This window comes from Pseudomonas shiyinii (assembly GCF_056725765.1).
The window spans coordinates 223160-244368 of the sequence record NZ_CM161522.1 but is presented as its reverse complement, the minus strand read 5'-3'; the positions used below and the strand labels follow the sequence as shown (position 1 = coordinate 244368).

Genomic DNA, 21209 nt, shown 5'->3' with positions numbered 1-21209 from the left:
CGCCGACAAGGAGTTGCTTGTAGGCGCGGGCTTGCCCCGCGATGGGCTGTGTAACAGCCCCAACCATTACCGCAGATAGCTCAGGACCGGCGTATTTCGAGGCCCTGGCGCTGGTCAGAACGGAATATCGTCATCAAAGCTGTCGAAGTCGGCCGCTGGCTGCGGTGCTGGCTGCTGCGGCGCGGGGCGTTGCGGGGCTTGCTGCGGACGCGGGGCCTGCTGGCGTGGTGCCTGGTTGTATTGCTGCTGGCCGCCCTGGTTGTAGTTGCCGCCACCCTGGTTGTACGGATCACCGCCCTGCTGGTTCTGCGGACGGCCGCCGAGCAACTGCATGGTGCCGTTGATGTCGACGATGATTTCGGTGGTGTAGCGCTTGATGCCGTCTTTTTCCCACTCGCGGGTCTGCAGCTTGCCTTCGATGTAGCACTGCGAACCTTTGCGCAGGTACTCGCCGGCGATCTCGGCGACCTTGCCGAACAAGGCCACGCGGTGCCATTCGGTACGCTCGACCTTCTGGCCGGACTGCTTGTCGGTCCATTGCTCGCTGGTGGCCAGGCTCAGGTTGGTCACGGCGTTACCGTTGGGCAGGTAGCGGACTTCGGGATCCTGACCGCAGGTGCCGACCAGAATGACTTTGTTAACCCCACGGGCCATAACGTTCTCCTAGGCTTCGCACGCCGAAGAGGCTGGGTTCACCAGACGCTCGAGGGTCGCACGGTCCAAAATTTTCGTATCCAGTTTGATATAGATGGCGGCTTCTTCTGCCACCACCACGGCGTCGGTCACACCCGGCACGGCCAACAGTCGCTCGGTCAAGCCGGCTTCCCGGAGGCCTTCCGGCGTCAGCGGCATGCGCAGGCTGGTCACGTACGGCGGCTCGTTCATGCTCAAGGCAGTCACCAGCCACACGGCACACAGCCCTGCGCAACCGAGGAACACCATGCCCAGGCCACCGTGCTGGAACAACCAGCCACCGATGATTCCTCCCAGGGCGGCACCCAGGAACTGGCTGGTGGAATAGACCCCCATGGCCGTCCCCTTGCCGCCTGCGGGCGACACTTTGCTCACCAGAGAAGGCAGCGATGCCTCCAGCAGGTTGAATGCCGTAAAGAATACCACGGTGCCGGTCACCAGTCCGCGCAAGTTGTCAGCCCATTGCCAGAAGAACAGCTCGACCACCATCAGCACGCCGACAGCGCCGATCAGCACGCGCTTCATCTTGCGCTTCTTCTCGCCATAGATGATGAACGGGATCATTGCAAAAAATGAGACGAGCAAGGCGGTCAGGTATACCCACCAGTGCTGTTCCTTCGGCAGGCCGCCGCGCTCGACGAAGGCCAGGGGCAACGCAACGAAGCTGGCCATGAGGATGGCATGCAGGACGAAAATGCCCACGTCCAGGCGCAGAAGGTCCGGATGACGCAGGGTCGGGCCCAGGGCCTGGCGCGCCACACCGGACTCGCGGTGCTGCAGGGCCTTGTGGCCGCTGGGCACGACAAAGGCAATGAGGGCGATGCCGACGAGGGCAAGTCCTGCAGTGGCGAGGAACAATCCTGACAAGCCAAAGGCACGGGTCAACAATGGGCCAATAACCATGGCCACGGCGAACGACAGGCCGATGCTCATGCCGATCATGGCCATGGCCTTGGTGCGGTGCTGCTCGCGGGTCAGGTCGGAAAGCAATGCCATGACGGCCGCCGAAATGGCCCCTGCACCTTGCAGGATGCGCCCGGCGATCACACCCCAGATCGAGTCGGCCTGGGCCGCCAGCAGGCTGCCGAGGGCGAACACCACCAGACCCAGGTAGATCACCGGGCGGCGCCCGATGCGGTCGGAAATCACCCCGAACGGAATCTGCAGCACGGCCTGGGTCAGGCCGTAGGCACCGATGGCCAGGCCGATCAGCGCAGGGGTCGCGCCGGCCAGGTCCATGCCATAGGTCGCCAGCACCGGCAGGACCATGAACATGCCCAGCATACGAAAGGCAAAGACCAGAGCCAGGCCGCTTGCGGCGCGGGTTTCGCTGCCACTCATGCGCTCGTTGTGGGTGTCGTGCATGGAATAACCTCGTGTGAACCGGCGGCGATTCTATCAGTCCGACAGCGTAACAGCATCCACGCGACGCTTTGCCGCGTACTGGCAGCGCGCCTTATACTCCCTTGTTTATGCCCGCCGAGCGAGGCCGCAGTGGACAAGATCCTGATTCGTGGGGCACGCACCCACAACCTGAAGAACATCGACCTGACCCTGCCCCGGGACAAACTGATCGTGATCACCGGCCTGTCCGGTTCCGGCAAGTCGTCCCTGGCGTTCGACACCCTGTATGCCGAGGGGCAGCGTCGCTACGTGGAGTCCTTGTCGGCCTATGCCCGGCAGTTCCTGTCCATGATGGAAAAGCCCGACGTCGACACCATCGAAGGCTTGTCGCCGGCCATCTCCATCGAGCAGAAATCCACCTCGCACAACCCCCGCTCCACCGTCGGCACCATCACCGAAATCTACGACTACCTGCGCCTGCTCTACGCCCGCGTCGGCACGCCACGCTGTCCGGACCACGACATCCCGCTGGAGGCGCAAACGATCAGCCAGATGGTCGACCTGGTGCTTGCCCAGCCCGAAGGCAGCAAGCTGATGCTGCTCGCGCCGGTAGTACGTGAACGCAAGGGCGAGCACCTGGCGGTGTTCGACGAACTGCGCGCCCAAGGCTTCGTACGCGCCCGGGTCAACGGCAAGTTGTACGAGCTCGACGAACTGCCCAAGCTGGACAAGCAGAAGAAGCACAGCATCGATGTGGTGGTGGACCGCTTCAAGGTCCGCGAAGACTTGCAGCAGCGATTGGCCGAGTCCTTCGAGACCGCGCTGAAATTGGCCGATGGCATCGCCTTGGTAGCGCCGATGGACGACGAGGCCGGTGAAGAGATGATCTTCTCCGCCCGTTTCGCCTGCCCGGTGTGCGGCCATGCCATCAGCGAACTCGAGCCTAAGCTGTTCTCCTTCAACAACCCGGCCGGTGCCTGCCCGACCTGCGACGGCCTGGGCGTGAAGCAGTTCTTCGACACCAAGCGCCTGGTCAACAACGAGCTGACCCTGGCCGAGGGCGCCATCCGCGGCTGGGACCGGCGCAATGTCTATTACTTCCAGATGCTCGGCTCCCTGGCCTCGCACTATGGCTTCAGCCTGGAGCTGCCGTTCGGCGAGCTGTCGGCCGAACACCAGAAGGTGATCCTGCATGGCAGCGGCAAACAGAGCGTCGATTTCAAGTACCTCAACGACCGTGGCGACATCGTCAAGCGTTCGCACCCCTTCGAGGGCATCGTGCCCAACCTGGAGCGGCGCTACCGCGAGACCGAGTCCGCCACTGTGCGCGAGGAGCTGGCCAAGTACCTCGGCACCCAGCCCTGCCCGGACTGCCGCGGCACCCGCCTGCGTCGCGAAGCGCGTCACGTCTGGGTAGGCGAGAAAACCCTGCCGGCGGTCACCAACCTGCCGATCGGCGAAGCCAGCGACTATTTCAGCGACCTGACCCTGACCGGCCGACGCGGCGAGATCGCGGCGAAAATCCTCAAGGAGATCTGCGAGCGCCTGCAATTCCTGGTCAATGTCGGCCTGGACTACCTGACGCTGGACCGCAGCGCCGAGACCTTGTCCGGCGGCGAAGCCCAGCGCATCCGCCTGGCCAGCCAGATTGGCGCCGGCCTGGTGGGCGTCATGTACATTCTCGACGAACCGTCCATTGGCCTGCACCAGCGGGACAACGACCGCTTGCTGGCGACCCTGAACCACCTGCGCGACCTGGGCAACACGGTGATCGTGGTGGAACACGACGAGGACGCCATTCGCCTGGCCGACTACGTGGTCGACATTGGCCCGGGGGCAGGTGTGCACGGCGGCCAGATCGTCGCCGAGGGCTCGCCGGAAGAGGTGATGGCCCACCCCGACTCGCTGACCGGCAAGTACCTCTCCGGGCGCAAGAAGATCGTCGTGCCGGCCAAGCGAACCCCACGTAACAAGAAGCTCGCGCTCAAGCTCAAGGGCGCCCGTGGCAACAACCTGCAGAACGTTGACCTGGAAGTGCCGATTGGCCTGCTTACGTGCGTCACGGGTGTTTCCGGCTCGGGCAAATCGACCCTGATCAACAATACCCTGTTCCCCCTGGCCGCCACCGCGCTCAATGGGGCCAGCAGCCTGGAGGCCGCGCCGCACAACAGCCTGGATGGCCTGCAGCACCTGGATAAGGTCGTCGACATCGACCAGAGCCCGATCGGCCGCACACCGCGCTCCAACCCAGCGACCTACACCGGTATCTTCACGCCGATCCGCGAACTGTTCGCCGGCGTGCCGGAGTCGCGCGCACGGGGCTACGGCCCGGGGCGTTTCTCGTTCAACGTCAAGGGTGGGCGCTGCGAAGCGTGCCAGGGCGATGGCCTGATCAAGGTGGAGATGCATTTCCTGCCGGACATCTACGTACCGTGCGATGTGTGCAAGAGCAAGCGCTACAACCGCGAGACCCTGGAGATCAAGTACAAGGGCAAGAACATCCATGAAGTGCTGGAAATGACCATCGAGGATGCCCGGGCATTCTTCGACGCGGTACCAGCCCTGGCGCGCAAGCTGCAGACGCTGATGGACGTGGGCCTGTCCTACATCAAACTGGGGCAGTCGGCCACGACACTGTCAGGCGGCGAGGCGCAACGGGTCAAGTTGTCCCGCGAACTGTCCAAGCGCGATACCGGCAAGACGCTGTATATCCTCGATGAGCCGACTACCGGCCTGCATTTCGCCGATATCCAGCAACTGTTGGATGTATTGCATCGGCTGCGTGACCACGGCAATACCGTGGTGGTGATCGAACACAACCTGGATGTGATCAAGACGGCCGACTGGCTGGTGGACCTGGGGCCGGAAGGTGGCTCCAAAGGCGGCCAGATCATTGCCTGTGGCACCCCGGAGGAGTTGGCTGAAATGAAGCAATCCTATACCGGACATTACCTCAAGCCGCTGTTGGAGCGGGATCGGGCCTGAGGATGGAAGCGCTTTGCGCCCCTTTCGCGGCACAAGGCCGCTCCTACAGGACAGCGTAACTATCCGCTGCCCTGTAGGAGCGGCCTTGTGCCGCGAAAGGGCTGCAGAGCAGCCCCAGCTTTTTACATCTGCGACTGCAGGTAGTTCTCCAGGCCGATCGCCTTGATCAACCCCTGCTGTTTCTCCAGCCAGTAGGTGTGGTCTTCCTCGGTATCGGCCAACTGCGCACGCAGGATGTCGCGGCTGACGTAGTCCTTGTGCAGCTCGCACAACTCGATGCCTTTGCACAATGCCGCACGCACCTTGTACTCGAGCTTGAGGTCGGCCTCGATCATCTCGGGCACGGTGCTGCCCACTTCCAGATCATCGGCGCGCATGTCCGGCGTGCCTTCGAGCATGAGAATGCGGCGCATCAGGGCGTCGGCGTGCTGGGTCTCTTCTTCCATCTCGTGGTTGATACGTTCGTAGAGCTTGGACAGGCCCCAGTCTTCGTACATGCGCGAATGGATGAAGTATTGATCGCGTGCTGCCAGTTCGCCCTTCAGCAACGTGACGAGGTAGTTGATTACGTCCGGGTGACCTTGCATCGCCCTGCTTCTCCCTGTGAATACGTCAATGCCAATAGTGTGAACCAGCTTTGCCTCGCGGTCACGGAGAAAGGCGCAATTAGAAGCAAAAAATCGGTTAAACAGTAGTGATATTCATTGAAAAACCGCCCAAATGAGGGCGGTTCTTCTTATCACTTCGACTTAGGCGAGCTTCACGCCCAGCGCCTTGGCGACACCTTCGCCATAGGCCGGGTCAGCCTTGAAGAAGTACTGCAGCTGGCGTTGCACCACATCCATGCTGACCCCAGCCATCGCGGCGGCGATATTGCTGATGAGCAAGGCCTGCTGCTCGGCATTCATCAGCCGGAACAACGCACCGGCATGGCTGAAGTAGTCATTGTCCTCGCGATGATCGTAGCGATCGGCAGCACCTTGCAGGGCCAGGGCTGGCTCGGCATGGCGCGGCGACTGCTTGGGCGCGTCGCTGTAGCTGTTTGGCTCGTAATTCGGGGCGCTGCCATAAGTGCCGGACGCCATCGCACCATCGCGCTGATAGCTGTGCACCGGGCAGCGTGGGGCATTCACCGGCAACTGCTGGTGATTGGTGCCGACACGGTAGCGGTGGGCGTCAGCGTAGGCGAATACCCGACCTTGCAGCATCCGGTCCGGCGACAGGCCAACACCCGGTACCATGTTGCTCGGGCCGAAGGCCGCCTGCTCGACTTCGGCGAAGTAGTTGAGCGGATTGCGGTTGAGCTCCAACACACCGACCTCGATCAGCGGGTACTCCTTCTGCGACCAGGTCTTGGTCACGTCGAAGGGGTTCTCCGCACGGCCAGCGGCTTCGGCCTCGCTCATCACCTGGATGCACACGGTCCAACGCGGGTAATCGCCACGCTCGATGGCCTCGAACAGATCGCGCTGGGCGTAGTCCGGGTCGGTACCTGCCAGACGGGCCGCTTCGGCGGGTGCGAGGTTCTTGATGCCCTGCTGGGTCTTGAAGTGCCATTTGACCCAGGTGCGCTCGCCCTTGGCGTTGATCAGGCTGTAGGTGTGGCTGCCGAAGCCGTGCATATGCCGATAGCCATCCGGAATACCACGGTCGGAGAACAGAATCGTGACCTGGTGCAGCGCCTCAGGGGAATGGGACCAGAAATCCCACATCATCTGGGCGTTCTTCAGGTTGGACTGCGGGTGGCGTTTCTGGGTATGGATGAAGTCCGGGAACTTGAGCGGATCGCGGATGAAGAACACCGGTGTGTTGTTGCCTACGATGTCCCAGTTGCCTTCCTCGGTGTAGAACTTGACTGCGAAACCGCGCGGGTCACGCTCGGTATCGGCCGAGCCTCGCTCACCACCGACCGTGGAGAAACGCAGGAAGGTCTCGGTTTGCTTGCCGATGGTGTCGAACAGCTTGGCGCTGGTGTACTGGGAGATGTCCTGGGTAACGGTGAAGGTGCCATAGGCGCCCGAACCCTTGGCATGCACCCGGCGCTCAGGAATGTTCTCACGGTTGAAATGGGCGAGCTTCTCGATCAGGTGGAAGTCGTCGAGCAGCAGCGGGCCACGTGGGCCTGCCGAACGGGAGTTCTGGTTGTCGGCTACTGGGGCACCGCTGGCGGTGGTGAGAATCTTGCTCATGGGCTCTCCTTATCAGTCTAGGGCTGCCGCTGTATCGGCGTGCTGACAAGTATGGTCGAGCCTGGTTACAACAACTAATTCATTGAATTAGTAGAATCGATAGAAAATAGCAATTCACACAAGCACAAAAAACCGGGCACGAGGCCCGGTTTCTTGTAGCAGACAGACGTCTTACTCGGCAGCTTCTACAGCACCACCGACCGGACGATCAACCAGCTCGACGTACGCCATAGGCGCGTTGTCGCCAGCGCGGAAACCGCACTTCAGGATACGCAGGTAGCCGCCCTGACGGGTGGCGTAGCGCTTGCCCAGGTCGTTGAACAGCTTGCCTACGGCAGCTTTCGAACGGGTACGGTCGAAAGCCAGGCGACGGTTAGCGACGCTGTCTTCCTTGGCCAGGGTGATCAGCGGCTCGGCAACGCGGCGCAGTTCCTTGGCTTTCGGCAGGGTGGTTTTGATCAGCTCGTGCTCGATCAGCGACACAGCCATGTTCTGGAACATAGCCTTGCGGTGAGAGCTGGTACGGCTCAGGTGACGTCCACTTTTACGATGACGCATGATTCATTCCTTACCAAACACTACGTTCGGTGATTACGACGATCAGGCGGTCGCCTTGTCGTCTTTCTTAAGACTTGCAGGCGGCCAGTTGTCGAGGCGCATGCCGAGAGACAGACCACGGGAGGCCAGGACGTCCTTGATTTCAGTCAGGGACTTCTTGCCCAGGTTCGGAGTCTTCAACAGCTCTACTTCGGTACGCTGAATCAGGTCGCCGATGTAGTAGATGTTCTCCGCCTTGAGGCAGTTGGCCGAACGTACGGTCAGTTCCAGATCGTCAACCGGACGCAGCAGGATCGGATCGATCTCGTCTTCCTGCTCGACTACAACAGGCTCGCTGTCACCTTTGAGGTCGACGAACGCGGCCAGCTGCTGCTGCAGGATGGTCGCGGCACGACGAATGGCCTCTTCAGGGTCCAGGGTACCGTTGGTTTCCAGGTCGATGACCAGCTTGTCCAGGTTGGTACGCTGTTCAACACGGGCGTTCTCGACCACGTAGGCGATACGACGCACCGGGCTGAACGAAGCGTCCAGCTGCAGACGGCCGATGCTGCGGCTTTCGTCTTCGTCGGTTTGACGGGAGTCGGCCGGCTCGTAACCGCGACCACGAGCTACGGTGAGCTTCATGTTCAGGGCGCCGTTGGACGCCAGGTTCGCGATTACGTGATCGGGATTGACGATCTCGACATCGTGATCCAGCTGAATATCGGCAGCGGTAACCACCCCCGAACCCTTTTTCGACAAGGTCAGCGTAACTTCGTCACGACCGTGCAGCTTGATGGCCAGGCCTTTGAGGTTCAACAGGATTTCAATGACGTCTTCCTGTACACCTTCGATCGCGGAGTACTCGTGGAGTACGCCGTCGATCTCGGCCTCGACTACTGCACAGCCAGGCATGGAGGACAACAGGATGCGACGCAGCGCGTTGCCCAGGGTATGGCCGAAGCCACGCTCGAGAGGCTCGAGCGTGATCTTGGCGCGGGTCGGACTGACAACCTGCACATCAATGTGGCGGGGTGTCAGGAACTCATTTACCGAAATCTGCATGGATGCACCTATTTTCTAGCCCTTACTTGGAGTAGAGCTCGACAATCAGGTTTTCGTTGATGTCGGCGGACAGGTCGCTGCGAGCAGGAACGTTCTTGAAAACGCCCGACTTCTTGGCAGCATCCACGTCAACCCACTCAACGCGGCCACGCTGGGCGCACAGTTCAAGGGCTTGAACAATGCGCAGCTGGTTCTGCGACTTCTCGCGAACCGCGACCACGTCACCCGGACGAACTTGGTAGGATGGAATGTTTACGGTCTTGCCGTTGACGCTGATTGCCTTGTGCGAAACCAGCTGGCGCGATTCCGAACGAGTGGAACCGAAGCCCATACGGTAGACGACGTTGTCCAGACGGCACTCGAGCAGTTGCAGCAGGTTTTCACCGGTAGCACCCTTCTTCGAGGCTGCCAGCTGGTAGTAACCGCGGAACTGACGCTCCAGGACACCGTAGATACGACGAACTTTTTGCTTCTCGCGCAGCTGGGTACCGTAGTCGGACTGACGGCCACGGCGCTGGCCGTGGATACCTGGGGCTGCTTCGATGTTGCACTTCGATTCCAGAGCGCGAACGCCGCTCTTCAGGAACAGATCGGTGCCTTCACGACGAGACAGTTTGCATTTTGGACCAATGTAACGTGCCATTTATCTGTCTCCTGATTACACGCGACGCTTCTTCGGCGGACGGCACCCGTTGTGCGGGATTGGCGTCACGTCGGTGATGCTGGCGATCTTGTAGCCGCAGCTGTTCAGTGCACGAACGGCGGACTCACGACCTGGACCTGGACCCTTGACGTTGACGTCGAGGTTCTTCAGGCCATATTCCAGCGCAGCTTGACCAGCACGCTCAGCAGCGATCTGGGCTGCGAACGGGGTGGATTTGCGCGAACCACGGAAACCCGAACCACCGGAGGTCGCCCAGGACAAAGCGTTGCCCTGACGGTCGGTGATGGTCACGATGGTGTTGTTGAAAGACGCATGGATGTGGGCGATGCCATCAACCACTGTCTTTTTGACTTTTTTACGAGGACGAGCAGCAGGTTTTGCCATGTCTATATTCCTGGGCGATTACTTGCGGATCGGCTTACGCGGGCCCTTACGGGTGCGTGCGTTGGTCTTGGTGCGCTGGCCGCGAACCGGCAGACCTTTACGATGACGCAGGCCGCGGTAGCAACCCAGGTCCATCAAGCGTTTGATCTTCATGTTGATGTCACGACGCAGATCACCTTCGGTGGTGATCTTCGCGACTTCGCCACGCAGGGTTTCGATTTGCTCGTCGCTCAGATCCTTGATCTTAGCGGCTGGGTTTACACCAGCGTCTGCACAGATCTTCTGTGCAGTAGTGCGACCGACACCATAGATGTAGGTCAGCGAGATAACAGTGTGCTTGTTATCTGGAATGTTGACGCCTGCAATACGGGCCATTCAGTGGGACTCCAATTGACAGCTACCTACGCCCCGGAAGCCAAGAAATAGGGCGCGAGATAATATCGCTGTAGAAACGAATAATCAACCCAGCAGCACACTAGCTGCTGGGTTTGAAGCGCGGATCACACTCAGCCTTGGCGCTGCTTGTGACGCGGTTCCGCGCTGCAGATCACGCGAACGATACCTTCGCGACGAATGATCTTGCAGTTGCGGCACAGCTTTTTCACCGATGCACGAACTTTCATTACCGACTCCTCGAACCTTAGGGGGTCTATCAGCGCAGCAGACCGCTGCCACCGTAGCCTTTCAGGTTGGCTTTCTTCATCAGGGATTCGTACTGGTGCGAAACGAGGTGCGATTGTACTTGGGACATGAAGTCCATCACAACCACTACCACAATCAGCAACGAGGTCCCGCCAAGGTAGAACGGCACGTTTGCTGCCACCACCAGGAACTGGGGCAGAAGGCAGACGGCCATCATGTAAAGAGCACCGAACATGGTCAGACGGGTCAGAACGCCATCAATATAGCGTGCCGACTGCTCACCAGGACGGATACCCGGAATAAAGGCACCGGACTTCTTCAGGTTTTCCGCTACGTCTTTCGGGTTGAACATCAGCGCTGTATAGAAGAAGCAGAAGAAAATGATCCCTGCACTAAACAGCAAAATGTTCAACGGCTGACCAGGAGCGATCGACTGCGAGATGTCCTGCAGCCAGCCCATACCCTCGGACTGACCGAACCAGGCACCCAGCGAAGCCGGGAACAGCAGAATGCTGCTGGCGAAAATGGCCGGGATAACCCCTGCCATGTTCACCTTGAGCGGCAAGTGGCTGGTCTGCGCGGCAAAGACCTTGCGGCCCTGCTGACGCTTGGCGTAGTGAACGGCGATACGACGCTGACCACGCTCGATGAACACCACGAAGCCGATAATCGCTACTGCAAGCAAACCGATAGCGACCAGGGCGAAAATGTTGATATCGCCTGTACGCGCAGACTCGAAAGACTGCCCGATTGCTCTCGGAAGACCGGCAACGATACCTGCGAAGATCAACATCGAGATACCGTTGCCCACACCGCGCTCGGTGATCTGCTCGCCCAGCCACATCATGAACATCGCGCCGGCCACGAAAGTGGCAACGGCGACAACATGGAAGCCCAGGCCAACAGAAAACGCCACGCCCTGGTTGGCCAGGCCAATGGACATGCCAATGGCTTGAACCAGTGCCAGGATAACGGTGCCGTAGCGGGTGTACTGGCTGATCTTGCGACGGCCAGCTTCACCTTCCTTCTTCAACTGCTCCAGTTGCGGGCTGACCGCGGTCATGAGCTGCATGATGATCGACGCCGAAATGTACGGCATGATCCCCAGTGCAAAAATGCTCATGCGCTCCAGCGCGCCACCGGAAAACATGTTGAACAAGCTAAGAATGGTCCCCTCATTCTGCCGAAACAGATCCGCCAGACGGTCCGGGTTGATGCCAGGCACCGGGATATGCGCGCCGATCCGATAGACGATGATCGCCATGAACAGAAAGCGCAGACGAGCCCAGAGTTCCGACATCCCGCCCTTTCCGAGCGAAGAGAGAGCACCTTGCTTAGCCATTTATTCCTCGAACTTGCCGCCAGCTGCTTCGATAGCCGCACGCGCACCCTTGGTGGCTGCGATACCCTTGATGGTGACTGCGCGAGTGACTTCGCCCGACAGCATGATTTTCACGCGCTGTACGTGCTGGCCGATCACGTTGGCATCCTTCAGGGATTGCACGGAGATCACGTCGCCTTCCACCTTGGCCAGCTCGGACAGACGCACTTCGGCGCGGTCCATGGCTTTCAGGGAAACGAAGCCGAACTTCGGCAGACGACGGTGCAGCGGCTGTTGACCGCCTTCGAAGCCCGGAGCGATCGAACCACCGGAACGGGAGGTCTGACCTTTGTGGCCGCGGCCACCGGTCTTGCCCAAACCGCTACCGATACCACGACCCGGACGATGCTTCTCGCGACGGGAACCCGGCGCTGGACTCAGATCATTGAGTTTCATCGATTAACCCTCGACCTTCAGCATGTAGTAAGCCTTGTTGATCATCCCGCGGTTTTCGGGAGTATCCTGGACTTCTACAGTGTGACCGATGCGACGCAGACCCAGGCCTTTAACGCACAGCTTGTGGTTAGGCAGGCGGCCGGCGGTGCTTTTGATCAGCGTTACTTTTACAGTTGCCATGATCAGATGATCTCCTCAACGCTCTTGCCGCGCTTGGCAGCAATGGACTCAGGAGATTGCATGGCTTTCAGACCCTTGAAGGTGGCGTAAACCACGTTCACTGGGTTGGTCGAACCGTAGCACTTGGCCAGGACGTTCTGTACACCAGCAACTTCCAGGACAGCACGCATTGCGCCGCCGGCGATGATACCGGTACCTTCCGAGGCAGGCTGCATGTAGACCTTCGAGGCGCCGTGGGCAGCCTTGGTGGCGTACTGCAGGGTGGTGCCCTTCAGGTCGACTTGAATCATGTTGCGACGGGCAGCTTCCATGGCTTTCTGGATCGCGGCAGGTACTTCGCGCGATTTGCCACGGCCGAAACCAACACGGCCCTTGCCGTCACCTACCACGGTCAGCGCGGTGAAGGTGAAGATACGGCCGCCTTTAACGGTTTTAGCTACGCGGTTAACTTGAACCAGCTTCTCGATGTAGCCTTCGTCGCGCTTTTGATCGTTATTTGCCATAACTTAGAACTCCAGCCCGCCTTCACGAGCAGCATCAGCCAGCGCCTTGACGCGGCCGTGGTACTTGAAGCCGGAACGGTCAAAGGCAACTTGAGATACACCGGCGGCTTTCGCACGCTCAGCTACCAGCTTGCCAACCTTAGTGGCCGCGTCGATGTTGCCGGTGGCGCCATCACGCAGTTCTTTGTCCAAGGTCGAGGCGCTTGCCAGAACCTTGCTGCCGTCGGCCGAAATGACCTGGGCGTAGATGTGCTGCGAGGAGCGGAACACGCACAGACGCACGACTTCGAGTTCGTGCATTTTCAGGCGTGCTTTGCGAGCGCGACGCAGTCGAGTAACTTTTTTGTCGGTCATTTGCTAGGCCCTACTTCTTCTTGGCTTCTTTACGACGGACTACTTCGTCCGCGTAACGCACACCCTTGCCTTTGTAAGGCTCTGGCGGACGGAAGTCGCGGATTTCAGCGGCCACCTGACCAACCAGCTGCTTGTCGATACCCTTGATCAGGATGTCGGTCTGGCTGGGAGTTTCAGCGGTGATGCCGGCTGGCAGTTCGTAGTCCACTGGGTGCGAGAAGCCCAGAGCCAGGTTCAGGACGCTGCCCTTGGCCTGTGCCTTGTAACCAACACCGACCAGCTGGAGCTTGCGCTCGAAGCCTTGGCTTACGCCCTGGACCATGTTGTTCACCAGGGCACGGGTAGTACCGGCCATGGCGCGAGCTTGCTGGTCACCGTTGCGAGCGGCGAAACGCAGCTCACCAGCTTCCTGGGTGATTTCAACAGACGAGTGAACGTTCAGTTCGAGAGTGCCCTTGGCACCCTTCACCGAAAGCTGCTGGCCGGCGAATTTGACTTCGACGCCGGAAGGCAGCTTAACGGGGTTCTTAGCGACGCGAGACATGCCTATCTCCCCTTAGAACACTGTGCACAGAACTTCGCCGCCAACACCGGCAGCGCGCGCAGCGCGATCAGTCATCACACCTTTGTTGGTGGAGACAATAGACACGCCCAGGCCGCCACGTACTTTCGGCAGGTCTGCGACGGACTTGTACTGGCGCAGGCCTGGACGGCTGGAGCGCTTCAGTTCCTCGATGACCGGACGGCCTTCGAAGTACTTCAGTTCGATCGACAGGGAGGGTTTGGCTTCGCCACTGACCTGATAGCCAGCGATGTAACCTTCGTCCTTCAGAACTTTGGCAACCGCGACCTTCAGAGTGGAGGAAGGCATGCTTACGACGGACTTTTCAGCCATCTGGGCATTACGGATGCGAGTTAGCATGTCCGCTAACGGGTCCTGCATACTCATGGGCTAGATGCTCCTGATACAAGAATTATTAGCCTTGCGGCTATCACAACCACCCGAGCGGGCAGGGTAAAAAACCCGGGCTCAGGTGAGCCGGTCATTCTAGACACAAGACAGAAACGAAACAAGCCCCATAAGGGGCTTGTTTGGTGGCGAGGTCACCGGCGGTCGGAAGTTTGCTCCCCTTCCGCCGGGACTACACCTGCGATTACCAGGAGGCCTTGACCAGACCTGGTACGTCACCGCGCATTGCAGCTTGACGCAGCATGTTACGGCCCAGGCCGAACTTACGGTATACACCGTGAGGACGACCGGTCAGGCGGCAACGGTTACGCAGGCGCGAGGCGCTAGCGTCACGTGGCTGCTTCTGCAGAGCGACTACGGCAGCGAAACGCTCTTCAGGAGAGGCGTTCAGGTTGACGATGGTCGCTTTCAGCTCAGCGCGCTTCTTAGCGTACTTGGCTACCGTGAGCTGACGCTTCAGCTCGCGGTTCTTCATGCTCTTCTTGGCCATTTTCCTACTCCAATCAGTTGCGGAACGGGAATTTGAAAGCACGCAGCAGGGCGCGGCCTTCGTCATCCGTACGAGCAGTGGTGGTCAGGGTGATGTCCAGACCGCGCAGAGCATCGATCTTGTCGTAGTCGATTTCCGGGAAGATGATCTGCTCTTTCACGCCCATGCTGTAGTTGCCACGGCCATCGAAGGACTTGGCATTCAGGCCGCGGAAGTCGCGAACCCGAGGCAGGGAGATCGCCAGCAGGCGGTCCAGGAATTCGTACATACGATCGCGGCGCAGGGTTACCTTGACGCCGATCGGCCAACCTTCACGAACCTTGAAGCCCGCAATCGACTTGCGAGCGAAAGTCACGACCGGCTTTTGACCGGTGATCTTTTCCAGGTCGGCAACGGCGTTCTCGATGACCTTCTTGTCACCGACCGCTTCGCCCAGACCCATGTTCAGGGTGATCTTGGTTACGCGAGGAACTTCCATCACGTTCGCGAGCTTAAGTTCTTCCTTAAGCTTGGGAGCGATTTCGTTCCGGTAAATCTCTTTCAGTCGTGCCATTGTCTTCTACCTAGCAGTGTTCAAGCATCAACCGCTTTCTGGGTCGACTTGAAGACACGAATTTTCTTGCCGTCTTCAACCTTGAAGCCAACGCGGTCAGCCTTGTTGGTTTCACCATTGAAAATGGCAACGTTGGAAGCGTGCAGAGGCGCTTCTTTTTCGACGATACCGCCCTGGACGCCCGCCATCGGGTTAGGCTTGGTATGACGCTTGACCAGGTTGACACCGCCAACAACCAGACGGTTGTCAGCGAGCACCTTCAGCACCTTACCGCGCTTACCTTTGTCCTTGCCGGCGATCACGATGATCTCGTCGTCACGACGAATCTTTTGCATGTCGGATCTCCTTAGAGCACTTCAGGGGCGAGCGAGACGATCTTCATGAACTTCTCGGTACGAAGTTCACGGGTCACTGGCCCGAAGATGCGAGTGCCGATCGGCTCTTGCTTGGTGTTCAGCAGAACAGCAGCGTTGCCGTCGAAACGAATGATGGAACCGTCAGCGCGACGTACACCGTGACGGGTACGGACGACAACAGCAGTCATCACCTGGCCTTTTTTGACCTTACCGCGAGGAATGGCTTCCTTGACGGTAACTTTGATGATGTCACCGATACCGGCGTAACGGCGGTGGGAACCGCCGAGCACCTTGATGCACATGACGCGACGAGCGCCGCTGTTATCGGCCACATCGAGCATGGATTGAGTCTGAATCATAAAATTTCTCCGACCCTTCGCCCTTAGACTTCAACAGCGCGTTCGAGGACTTCAACCAGTGCCCAGGACTTGGTCTTGGCCAGCGGACGGGTTTCGCGAATGGAAACCTTGTCGCCGATCTTGCACTGGTTGGTCTCGTCGTGCGCGTGCAGCTTAGTCGAACGCTTAACGTATTTACCGTAGATCGGGTGCTTGACGCGACGCTCGATCAGAACGGTGATGGTCTTGTCCATTTTGTCGCTGACGACACGGCCAGTCAGCGTACGGACGGTTTTTTCAGCTTCAGCCATGATCACTTACCTGCCTGCTGGTTGAGCACAGTTTTCACGCGAGCGATGTCACGCTTAACTTGCGAGAGCAGGTGCGACTGCCCCAACTGGCCAGTTGCCTTCTGCATACGCAGATTGAACTGGTCGCGCAGCAAGCCGAGCAGTTGCTCGTTCAGCTGCTGTGCCGATTTTTCACGAAGTTCATTCGCTTTCATCACATCACCGTCCGCTTAACAAAGGAGGTGGCGAGTGGCAGCTTTGCAGCAGCCAGGGCGAAGGCCTCGCGCGCCAGCTCTTCAGAAACACCCTCGATCTCGTACAGGACCTTGCCTGGCTGGATCTGGGCAACCCAGTACTCAACGGAACCCTTACCTTTACCCATACGAACCTCGAGAGGCTTCTTGGTAACCGGCTTGTCCGGGAATACACGGATCCAGATCTTGCCGCCACGTTTTACGTGACGGGTCAGGGCACGACGTGCCGACTCGATCTGACGGGCGGTGAGACGACCGCGAGCAACAGCCTTCAGGGCGAATTCGCCGAAGCTGACCTTGCTACCGCGCAGTGCCAGACCACGGTTGTGGCCGGTCATCTGCTTGCGGAATTTTGTACGCTTTGGTTGCAACATTTGGCGTACCCCTTACTTAGCAGCTTTTTTACGAGGCGCTGGTGCTTGCGGCTTCAGCTCTTCCTGGCGACCACCAATCACTTCGCCTTTGAAGATCCAAACCTTCACACCGATCACACCGTAGGTGGTGTGAGCTTCGTAGGTGTTGTAGTCGATATCGGCACGCAGGGTGTGCAGGGGCACACGACCTTCGCGATACCACTCGGTACGTGCGATCTCGGCACCGCCGAGACGACCGCTCACCTGGATCTTGATGCCCTTGGCACCAATACGCATGGCGTTCTGTACGGCGCGCTTCATGGCGCGACGGAACATTACGCGGCGCTCCAGCTGCTGAGCTACGCTCTGGGCAACCAGCATAGCGTCGAGTTCCGGCTTGCGGATCTCTTCGATGTTGATGTGCACAGGCACACCCATCTGCTTGGTCAGGTCCTGACGCAGCTTCTCAACGTCCTCACCTTTCTTACCGATAACGATACCGGGACGAGCGGTGTGGATGGTGATGCGTGCAGTTTGAGCCGGACGATGAATATCGATACGGCTTACGGACGCGCTTTTTAGTTTGTCCTGGAGGTACTCACGCGTTTTCAGATCCTTCAACAGGTAATCTGCGTAAGTAGCGCCGTCTGCATACCAGACGGAGGTGTGCTCCTTGACGATTCCCAGGCGAATGCCAGTGGGATGTACTTTCTGACCCATCTGATCGACTCCGTTACTTGTCCGCAACCTTGACAGTGATATGGCAAGACCGCTTGACGATGCGATCAGCGCGGCCTTTGGCACGCGGCATGATGCGCTTCAGCGAACGCCCTTCGTTGACGAAGACGGTGGAGACCTTCAGGTCATCAACGTCTGCGCCTTCGTTGTGTTCGGCGTTGGCAACGGCCGACTCGAGGACTTTCTTCATGATTTCAGCGGCTTTTTTGCTGCTGAAGGCCAACAGGTTGAGCGCTTCGCCCACCTTCTTCCCGCGGATCTGGTCGGCGACCAAGCGGGCTTTCTGGGCGGAGATTCGAGCGCCCGACAACTTAGCGGCTACTTCCATTTCCTTACCCCTTAACGCTTGGCTTTCTTGTCAGCCACGTGCCCGCGATAGGTGCGGGTACCGGCGAACTCGCCCAGTTTGTGGCCGACCATGTCTTCGTTCACGAGAACGGGGACATGCTGGCGACCGTTGTGTACCGCGATGGTCAGACCGACCATTTGTGGCAGGATCATCGAACGGCGCGACCAGGTTTTAACTGGCTTGCGATCGTTCTTCTCCACCGCCACTTCGATCTTCTTCAGAAGGTGAAGATCGATAAAAGGACCTTTTTTCAGAGAACGTGGCACTGTCGTATCCCTCTAGTTACTTGCGACGACGGACGATCATGTTGTCGGTACGCTTATTACCACGGGTCTTCGCACCCTTGGTCGGGAAGCCCCATGGCGATACCGGATGACGACCACCGGAGGTACGACCTTCACCACCACCATGTGGGTGGTCAACCGGGTTCATGGCAACACCACGAACGGTTGGGCGAACGCCGCGCCAGCGTTTAGCACCTGCTTTACCCAGCGAACGCAGGCTGTGCTCGGAGTTCGAGACTTCGCCCAGGGTCGCACGGCACTCAGCCAGTACTTTACGCATTTCACCAGAGCGCAGACGCAGGGTCACGTAAGCGCCTTCACGAGCGATCAGCTGAGCCGAGGCACCAGCGGAACGAGCGATCTGTGCACCCTTGCCCGGCTTCAGTTCGATGCCGTGAATGGTGCTACCTACTGGGATGTTGCGCAGTTGCAGGGTGTTACCGGCCTTGATTGGGGCCAGGGCACCTGCGATCAGCTGGTCGCCGGCAACAACGCCTTTAGGGGCGATGATGTAGCGACGCTCGCCGTCTGCGTAGCACAGCAGGGCGATGTGAGCAGTACGGTTCGGGTCGTATTCGATACGCTCGACAGTGGCTGGAATGCCATCTTTGTCGTTGCGACGGAAGTCGACCAGACGGTAATGCTGCTTATGACCACCACCAACGTGACGAGTGGTGATGCGGCCATTGTTGTTACGACCACCAGACTTCGATTTCTTCTCGATCAGCGGTGCGTGAGGAGCGCCTTTGTGCAGCTCCTTGTTGACCACCTTGACCACGAAACGGCGGCCAGGGGAAGTCGGTTTGCATTTAACGATTGCCATGATGCACCCCTTCCTTACTCAGCACTGCTGCTGAAATCGAGATCTTGGCCTGGCTGAAGGGAGACGATCGCCTTCTTCCAGTCATTACGCTTGCCCAGACCACGTGCGGTACGCTTGGTTTTACCCAGGACGTTGACGGTCGACACGTTTTCAACTTTTACGTTGAACAGGCCTTCGACAGCTTTCTTGATTTCCAGCTTGGTTGCATCGGTAGCAACCTTGAATACGAACTGGCCTTTCTTCTCAGCCAGAACGGTAGCCTTCTCGGAAACGTGCGGGCCAAGGAGGACTTTAAATACGCGTTCCTGGTTCATCCCAGCAGCTCCTCGAATTTCTTCACGGCCGAGACAGTGATCAACACTTTCTCGTATGCGATCAGACTGACCGGATCGGAACCCTGAACGTCACGTACGTCGACGTGCGGCAGGTTACGAGCAGCCAGGTACAGGTTCTGATCAACGGCGTCGGAAACGATCAGTACGTCGTTCAGACCCATGCCGTTCAGCTTGTTCAGCAGGTCCTTGGTCTTCGGGGCTTCGACTGCGAAGTCCTGAACTACGACCAGGCGCTCGCTACGTACCAGCTCGGAGAGGATGGAGCGCAGAGCTGCGCGGTACATCTTCTTGTTGAGCTTCTGCGAGTGGTCCTGAGGACGAGCTGCGAAGGTGACACCACCGCCGCGCCAGATCGGGCCACGAGTGGTACCGGCACGAGCACGGCCGGTGCCCTTCTGACGCCATGGGCGCTTACCGCCACCAGCCACGTCGGAACGGGTCTTCTGCTGCTTGGTGCCCTGACGGCCGCCGGCCATGTAGGCCACGACTGCTTGGTGTACCAGCGTCTCGTTGAATTCGCCACCGAAAGTCAGTTCGGAAACTTCGATCGCCTGAGCGTCATTTACATTGAGTTGCATGTCAGTTTCCCCTTAACCGCGAGCCTTGACAGCTGGACGCACAACCACGTCGCCGCCAGTAGCGCCTGGAACGGCACCCTTGACCAGCAGCAGGTTGCGTTCTGCGTCTACGCGTACTACTTCCAGGGACTGAACAGTCACGCGCTCGGCGCCCATGTGACCGGACATCTTCTTGCCCTTGAATACACGACCAGGAGTCTGGCACTGGCCGATGGAGCCAGGGACACGGTGCGATACGGAGTTACCGTGGGTGTTGTCCTGACCACGGAAGTTCCAACGCTTGATGGTACCGGCGAAGCCTTTACCTTTGGACTGACCGGTTACGTCTACCAGCTGGCCTGCAGTGAAGAGTTCAGCTTTGATCAGATCGCCAGCCTGGAAATCGCCTTCTTCAAGACGGAACTCCCAAACACCGCGACCAGCGGCAACGTTAGCCTTGGCGAAGTGACCTGCCTGAGCGGCAGTCACGCGCGAAGCACGACGCTCGCCGACAGTGACTTGCACTGCACGGTAGCCATCGGTTTCTTCAGTTTTGAACTGGGTGACGCGATTCGGCTCGATCTCGATGACCGTGACCGGAATGGAGACACCTTCTTCGGTGAAAATGCGGGTCATGCCGCACTTACGACCGACTACACCAATAGTCATGTTGTAAACCTCATGAGTGTACGGGGCTTTCACCCGCTATGGCCGCCCATTTCAGAGCGTTACACGACCAGACCGAAGTCTTAGCCGAGGCTGATCTGTACTTCCACGCCTGCCGCGAGATCAAGCTTCATCAGCGCGTCAACGGTTTTATCCGTCGGCTGGACGATGTCCAGAACACGCTTATGAGTGCGAATCTCGTACTGGTCACGCGCGTCTTTGTTGACGTGCGGGGAAACCAGAACGGTGAAACGCTCTTTGCGGGTTGGCAGTGGAATTGGACCACGCACTTGTGCACCAGTACGTTTCGCGGTTTCCACGATTTCCTGGGTGGATTGGTCGATCAGGCGATGGTCAAAAGCCTTCAACCTGATACGGATTTGCTGATTTTGCATTGGATTTCAGACTCCAGGCTGTTCCCATCGGGCGCACTACGCCCGTTAAAAGGAGGCGTGATTCTATAGACGCCCCCATTTAGTGTCAACCCAATAAAAAAAGCCCCCGCTGAGCGGGGGCTTTTTCAATCGACCGAGTGA

General features: G+C 59.0%; 33 protein-coding genes. 1 reads left to right on the top strand and 32 read right to left on the bottom strand.

Features of this window, described 5'->3' with window-relative positions; all coding sequences use genetic code 11:
• Positions 1 to 114: 114 nt before the first annotated feature.
• A complete protein-coding gene (locus ACXHGZ_RS01200; RefSeq protein ID WP_196145403.1) occupies positions 115 to 654 on the bottom strand; it encodes a single-stranded DNA-binding protein in 540 nt (179 codons plus the stop codon).
• 9 nt (positions 655 to 663) lie between these two features.
• Complete coding sequence (locus ACXHGZ_RS01195; protein ID WP_224457762.1) at positions 664 to 2058, bottom strand: MFS transporter; 1395 nt, start codon at positions 2056 to 2058, stop codon at positions 664 to 666.
• A gap of 129 nt (positions 2059 to 2187) precedes the next feature.
• Here ACXHGZ_RS01195 and uvrA point away from each other — a divergent pair, with 129 nt between their 5' ends.
• Positions 2188 to 5022: an excinuclease ABC subunit UvrA gene (gene uvrA, locus ACXHGZ_RS01190; RefSeq protein WP_084857332.1), complete on the top strand. Its 2835-nt coding sequence runs from the start codon at positions 2188 to 2190 to the stop codon at positions 5020 to 5022.
• Positions 5023 to 5144: 122 nt separating this feature from the next.
• Here uvrA and bfr read toward each other — a convergent pair whose 3' ends face one another.
• The 30 genes from bfr to rpsJ all read right to left on the bottom strand — a co-directional run bounded on the left by bfr (position 5145) and on the right by rpsJ (position 21068).
• On the bottom strand, positions 5145 to 5609 hold the full coding sequence (gene bfr, locus ACXHGZ_RS01185) for a bacterioferritin (RefSeq protein ID WP_084857331.1): 465 nt from the start codon (positions 5607 to 5609) through the stop codon (positions 5145 to 5147).
• 162 nt (positions 5610 to 5771) lie between these two features.
• Entirely contained in the window at positions 5772 to 7211 is a 1440-nt protein-coding gene (locus tag ACXHGZ_RS01180; RefSeq protein ID WP_480461980.1) for a catalase, read from the bottom strand.
• A 171-nt stretch (positions 7212 to 7382) separates the two neighbouring features.
• Positions 7383 to 7769 carry a 50S ribosomal protein L17 gene (gene rplQ / locus ACXHGZ_RS01175; protein WP_043210290.1) on the bottom strand — a complete coding sequence of 129 codons (387 nt, stop codon included), beginning with the start codon at positions 7767 to 7769 and terminating at the stop codon, positions 7383 to 7385.
• 42 nt (positions 7770 to 7811) lie between these two features.
• Entirely contained in the window at positions 7812 to 8813 is a 1002-nt protein-coding gene (locus tag ACXHGZ_RS01170; RefSeq protein ID WP_003255452.1) for a DNA-directed RNA polymerase subunit alpha, read from the bottom strand.
• Positions 8814 to 8835: 22 nt separating this feature from the next.
• Positions 8836 to 9456, bottom strand: coding sequence for a 30S ribosomal protein S4 (rpsD, locus tag ACXHGZ_RS01165; RefSeq protein WP_084857327.1), 621 nt, complete (start codon positions 9454 to 9456; stop codon positions 8836 to 8838).
• A 15-nt stretch (positions 9457 to 9471) separates the two neighbouring features.
• On the bottom strand, positions 9472 to 9861 hold the full coding sequence (gene rpsK / locus ACXHGZ_RS01160) for a 30S ribosomal protein S11 (protein WP_003255454.1): 390 nt from the start codon (positions 9859 to 9861) through the stop codon (positions 9472 to 9474).
• A gap of 18 nt (positions 9862 to 9879) precedes the next feature.
• A complete protein-coding gene (gene rpsM, locus ACXHGZ_RS01155; RefSeq protein ID WP_084857325.1) occupies positions 9880 to 10236 on the bottom strand; it encodes a 30S ribosomal protein S13 in 357 nt (118 codons plus the stop codon).
• A 131-nt stretch (positions 10237 to 10367) separates the two neighbouring features.
• The gene (gene rpmJ / locus ACXHGZ_RS01150) at positions 10368 to 10484 is read right to left on the bottom strand and encodes a 50S ribosomal protein L36 (protein WP_011531897.1); all 117 of its coding nucleotides are present in this window, start codon (positions 10482 to 10484) and stop codon (positions 10368 to 10370) included.
• 29 nt (positions 10485 to 10513) lie between these two features.
• A complete protein-coding gene (gene secY, locus ACXHGZ_RS01145) occupies positions 10514 to 11845 on the bottom strand; it encodes a preprotein translocase subunit SecY (protein ID WP_084857323.1) in 1332 nt (443 codons plus the stop codon).
• Positions 11846 to 12280, bottom strand: coding sequence for a 50S ribosomal protein L15 (rplO, locus tag ACXHGZ_RS01140; protein WP_084857322.1), 435 nt, complete (start codon positions 12278 to 12280; stop codon positions 11846 to 11848).
• Between the two features lie 3 nt (positions 12281 to 12283).
• Positions 12284 to 12460 (bottom strand): 50S ribosomal protein L30, encoded by a 177-nt coding sequence (rpmD, locus tag ACXHGZ_RS01135; RefSeq protein WP_028690238.1) that lies wholly within the window; start codon positions 12458 to 12460, stop codon positions 12284 to 12286.
• A gap of 2 nt (positions 12461 to 12462) precedes the next feature.
• Entirely contained in the window at positions 12463 to 12963 is a 501-nt protein-coding gene (rpsE, locus tag ACXHGZ_RS01130; RefSeq protein WP_023382626.1) for a 30S ribosomal protein S5, read from the bottom strand.
• A 3-nt stretch (positions 12964 to 12966) separates the two neighbouring features.
• Positions 12967 to 13317 (bottom strand): 50S ribosomal protein L18, encoded by a 351-nt coding sequence (gene rplR / locus ACXHGZ_RS01125; protein ID WP_009397496.1) that lies wholly within the window; start codon positions 13315 to 13317, stop codon positions 12967 to 12969.
• Between the two features lie 10 nt (positions 13318 to 13327).
• On the bottom strand, positions 13328 to 13861 hold the full coding sequence (gene rplF, locus ACXHGZ_RS01120) for a 50S ribosomal protein L6 (protein WP_084857320.1): 534 nt from the start codon (positions 13859 to 13861) through the stop codon (positions 13328 to 13330).
• A 12-nt stretch (positions 13862 to 13873) separates the two neighbouring features.
• The gene (gene rpsH / locus ACXHGZ_RS01115) at positions 13874 to 14266 is read right to left on the bottom strand and encodes a 30S ribosomal protein S8 (RefSeq protein WP_084857318.1); all 393 of its coding nucleotides are present in this window, start codon (positions 14264 to 14266) and stop codon (positions 13874 to 13876) included.
• Between the two features lie 205 nt (positions 14267 to 14471).
• A complete protein-coding gene (rpsN, locus tag ACXHGZ_RS01110; protein WP_013970638.1) occupies positions 14472 to 14777 on the bottom strand; it encodes a 30S ribosomal protein S14 in 306 nt (101 codons plus the stop codon).
• Positions 14778 to 14790: 13 nt separating this feature from the next.
• Positions 14791 to 15330, bottom strand: a complete 540-nt coding sequence (rplE, locus tag ACXHGZ_RS01105) for a 50S ribosomal protein L5 (protein WP_084857317.1) — start codon at positions 15328 to 15330, stop codon at positions 14791 to 14793.
• 20 nt (positions 15331 to 15350) lie between these two features.
• Complete coding sequence (gene rplX, locus ACXHGZ_RS01100) at positions 15351 to 15665, bottom strand: 50S ribosomal protein L24 (protein WP_013970637.1); 315 nt, start codon at positions 15663 to 15665, stop codon at positions 15351 to 15353.
• A gap of 11 nt (positions 15666 to 15676) precedes the next feature.
• Entirely contained in the window at positions 15677 to 16045 is a 369-nt protein-coding gene (gene rplN, locus ACXHGZ_RS01095) for a 50S ribosomal protein L14 (RefSeq protein WP_008089810.1), read from the bottom strand.
• A 23-nt stretch (positions 16046 to 16068) separates the two neighbouring features.
• Entirely contained in the window at positions 16069 to 16335 is a 267-nt protein-coding gene (rpsQ, locus tag ACXHGZ_RS01090) for a 30S ribosomal protein S17 (RefSeq protein ID WP_084857315.1), read from the bottom strand.
• Between the two features lie 2 nt (positions 16336 to 16337).
• Entirely contained in the window at positions 16338 to 16529 is a 192-nt protein-coding gene (rpmC, locus tag ACXHGZ_RS01085; protein ID WP_002555481.1) for a 50S ribosomal protein L29, read from the bottom strand.
• Positions 16529 to 16942 (bottom strand): 50S ribosomal protein L16, encoded by a 414-nt coding sequence (gene rplP, locus ACXHGZ_RS01080; RefSeq protein ID WP_009397508.1) that lies wholly within the window; start codon positions 16940 to 16942, stop codon positions 16529 to 16531. The genes rpmC and rplP overlap by 1 nt, the downstream gene beginning before the upstream one ends.
• Positions 16943 to 16954: 12 nt before the next feature.
• Positions 16955 to 17641 (bottom strand): 30S ribosomal protein S3, encoded by a 687-nt coding sequence (rpsC, locus tag ACXHGZ_RS01075; RefSeq protein WP_003255481.1) that lies wholly within the window; start codon positions 17639 to 17641, stop codon positions 16955 to 16957.
• 13 nt (positions 17642 to 17654) lie between these two features.
• Positions 17655 to 17987, bottom strand: a complete 333-nt coding sequence (gene rplV / locus ACXHGZ_RS01070; RefSeq protein ID WP_003103908.1) for a 50S ribosomal protein L22 — start codon at positions 17985 to 17987, stop codon at positions 17655 to 17657.
• A gap of 11 nt (positions 17988 to 17998) precedes the next feature.
• The gene (rpsS, locus tag ACXHGZ_RS01065) at positions 17999 to 18274 is read right to left on the bottom strand and encodes a 30S ribosomal protein S19 (RefSeq protein ID WP_010486981.1); all 276 of its coding nucleotides are present in this window, start codon (positions 18272 to 18274) and stop codon (positions 17999 to 18001) included.
• 16 nt (positions 18275 to 18290) lie between these two features.
• Positions 18291 to 19115, bottom strand: a complete 825-nt coding sequence (gene rplB, locus ACXHGZ_RS01060; protein ID WP_084857313.1) for a 50S ribosomal protein L2 — start codon at positions 19113 to 19115, stop codon at positions 18291 to 18293.
• A 14-nt stretch (positions 19116 to 19129) separates the two neighbouring features.
• On the bottom strand, positions 19130 to 19429 hold the full coding sequence (gene rplW / locus ACXHGZ_RS01055) for a 50S ribosomal protein L23 (RefSeq protein ID WP_003255484.1): 300 nt from the start codon (positions 19427 to 19429) through the stop codon (positions 19130 to 19132).
• Positions 19426 to 20028, bottom strand: coding sequence for a 50S ribosomal protein L4 (gene rplD, locus ACXHGZ_RS01050; protein ID WP_043210315.1), 603 nt, complete (start codon positions 20026 to 20028; stop codon positions 19426 to 19428). Before rplD ends, rplW begins: the two co-directional genes overlap by 4 nt.
• Before the next feature lie 12 nt (positions 20029 to 20040).
• Positions 20041 to 20676, bottom strand: a complete 636-nt coding sequence (rplC, locus tag ACXHGZ_RS01045; RefSeq protein WP_043210317.1) for a 50S ribosomal protein L3 — start codon at positions 20674 to 20676, stop codon at positions 20041 to 20043.
• A gap of 80 nt (positions 20677 to 20756) precedes the next feature.
• Entirely contained in the window at positions 20757 to 21068 is a 312-nt protein-coding gene (gene rpsJ / locus ACXHGZ_RS01040; RefSeq protein WP_003186070.1) for a 30S ribosomal protein S10, read from the bottom strand.
• Positions 21069 to 21209 lie beyond the last annotated feature (141 nt).

Excerpts from the sequence above, each read along its gene's own strand:
- rpmJ (WP_011531897.1), bottom strand. The coding sequence starts at position 10,484 with ATGAAAGTTCGTGCATCGGTGAAAAAGCTGTGCCGCAACTGCAAGATC.
- rpsJ (WP_003186070.1), bottom strand. The coding sequence starts at position 21,068 with ATGCAAAATCAGCAAATCCGTATCAGGTTGAAGGCTTTTGACCATCGC.
- rpsE (WP_023382626.1), bottom strand. The coding sequence starts at position 12,963 with ATGGCAAATAACGATCAAAAGCGCGACGAAGGCTACATCGAGAAGCTG.
- rplR (WP_009397496.1), bottom strand. The coding sequence starts at position 13,317 with ATGACCGACAAAAAAGTTACTCGACTGCGTCGCGCTCGCAAAGCACGC.
- rplB (WP_084857313.1), bottom strand. The coding sequence starts at position 19,115 with ATGGCAATCGTTAAATGCAAACCGACTTCCCCTGGCCGCCGTTTCGTG.
- ACXHGZ_RS01195 (WP_224457762.1), bottom strand. The coding sequence starts at position 2,058 with ATGCACGACACCCACAACGAGCGCATGAGTGGCAGCGAAACCCGCGCC.
- rpmC (WP_002555481.1), bottom strand. The coding sequence starts at position 16,529 with ATGAAAGCGAATGAACTTCGTGAAAAATCGGCACAGCAGCTGAACGAG.
- rplW (WP_003255484.1), bottom strand. The coding sequence starts at position 19,429 with ATGAACCAGGAACGCGTATTTAAAGTCCTCCTTGGCCCGCACGTTTCC.
- rplX (WP_013970637.1), bottom strand. The coding sequence starts at position 15,665 with ATGCAAAAGATTCGTCGTGACGACGAGATCATCGTGATCGCCGGCAAG.
- rpsD (WP_084857327.1), bottom strand. The coding sequence starts at position 9,456 with ATGGCACGTTACATTGGTCCAAAATGCAAACTGTCTCGTCGTGAAGGC.
- rplO (WP_084857322.1), bottom strand. The coding sequence starts at position 12,280 with ATGAAACTCAATGATCTGAGTCCAGCGCCGGGTTCCCGTCGCGAGAAG.
- rplF (WP_084857320.1), bottom strand. The coding sequence starts at position 13,861 with ATGTCTCGCGTCGCTAAGAACCCCGTTAAGCTGCCTTCCGGCGTCGAA.
- rplN (WP_008089810.1), bottom strand. The coding sequence starts at position 16,045 with ATGATTCAGACTCAATCCATGCTCGATGTGGCCGATAACAGCGGCGCT.
- rplV (WP_003103908.1), bottom strand. The coding sequence starts at position 17,987 with ATGGAAGTAGCCGCTAAGTTGTCGGGCGCTCGAATCTCCGCCCAGAAA.
- rpsM (WP_084857325.1), bottom strand. The coding sequence starts at position 10,236 with ATGGCCCGTATTGCAGGCGTCAACATTCCAGATAACAAGCACACTGTT.
- rpsH (WP_084857318.1), bottom strand. The coding sequence starts at position 14,266 with ATGAGTATGCAGGACCCGTTAGCGGACATGCTAACTCGCATCCGTAAT.
- rplQ (WP_043210290.1), bottom strand. The coding sequence starts at position 7,769 with ATGCGTCATCGTAAAAGTGGACGTCACCTGAGCCGTACCAGCTCTCAC.
- rpsN (WP_013970638.1), bottom strand. The coding sequence starts at position 14,777 with ATGGCCAAGAAGAGCATGAAGAACCGCGAGCTGAAGCGTCAGCTCACG.
- rpsQ (WP_084857315.1), bottom strand. The coding sequence starts at position 16,335 with ATGGCTGAAGCTGAAAAAACCGTCCGTACGCTGACTGGCCGTGTCGTC.
- rpmD (WP_028690238.1), bottom strand. The coding sequence starts at position 12,460 with ATGGCAACTGTAAAAGTAACGCTGATCAAAAGCACCGCCGGCCGCCTG.
- rplP (WP_009397508.1), bottom strand. The coding sequence starts at position 16,942 with ATGTTGCAACCAAAGCGTACAAAATTCCGCAAGCAGATGACCGGCCAC.
- rplC (WP_043210317.1), bottom strand. The coding sequence starts at position 20,676 with ATGACTATTGGTGTAGTCGGTCGTAAGTGCGGCATGACCCGCATTTTC.
- secY (WP_084857323.1), bottom strand. The coding sequence starts at position 11,845 with ATGGCTAAGCAAGGTGCTCTCTCTTCGCTCGGAAAGGGCGGGATGTCG.
- rplE (WP_084857317.1), bottom strand. The coding sequence starts at position 15,330 with ATGGCACGACTGAAAGAGATTTACCGGAACGAAATCGCTCCCAAGCTT.
- rpsC (WP_003255481.1), bottom strand. The coding sequence starts at position 17,641 with ATGGGTCAGAAAGTACATCCCACTGGCATTCGCCTGGGAATCGTCAAG.
- ACXHGZ_RS01170 (WP_003255452.1), bottom strand. The coding sequence starts at position 8,813 with ATGCAGATTTCGGTAAATGAGTTCCTGACACCCCGCCACATTGATGTG.
- rplD (WP_043210315.1), bottom strand. The coding sequence starts at position 20,028 with ATGCAACTCAATGTAAATGACGCTCAGGCGATCGAAGTTTCCGAACTG.
- ACXHGZ_RS01180 (WP_480461980.1), bottom strand. The coding sequence starts at position 7,211 with ATGAGCAAGATTCTCACCACCGCCAGCGGTGCCCCAGTAGCCGACAAC.
- bfr (WP_084857331.1), bottom strand. The coding sequence starts at position 5,609 with ATGCAAGGTCACCCGGACGTAATCAACTACCTCGTCACGTTGCTGAAG.
- ACXHGZ_RS01200 (WP_196145403.1), bottom strand. The coding sequence starts at position 654 with ATGGCCCGTGGGGTTAACAAAGTCATTCTGGTCGGCACCTGCGGTCAG.
- rpsK (WP_003255454.1), bottom strand. The coding sequence starts at position 9,861 with ATGGCAAAACCTGCTGCTCGTCCTCGTAAAAAAGTCAAAAAGACAGTG.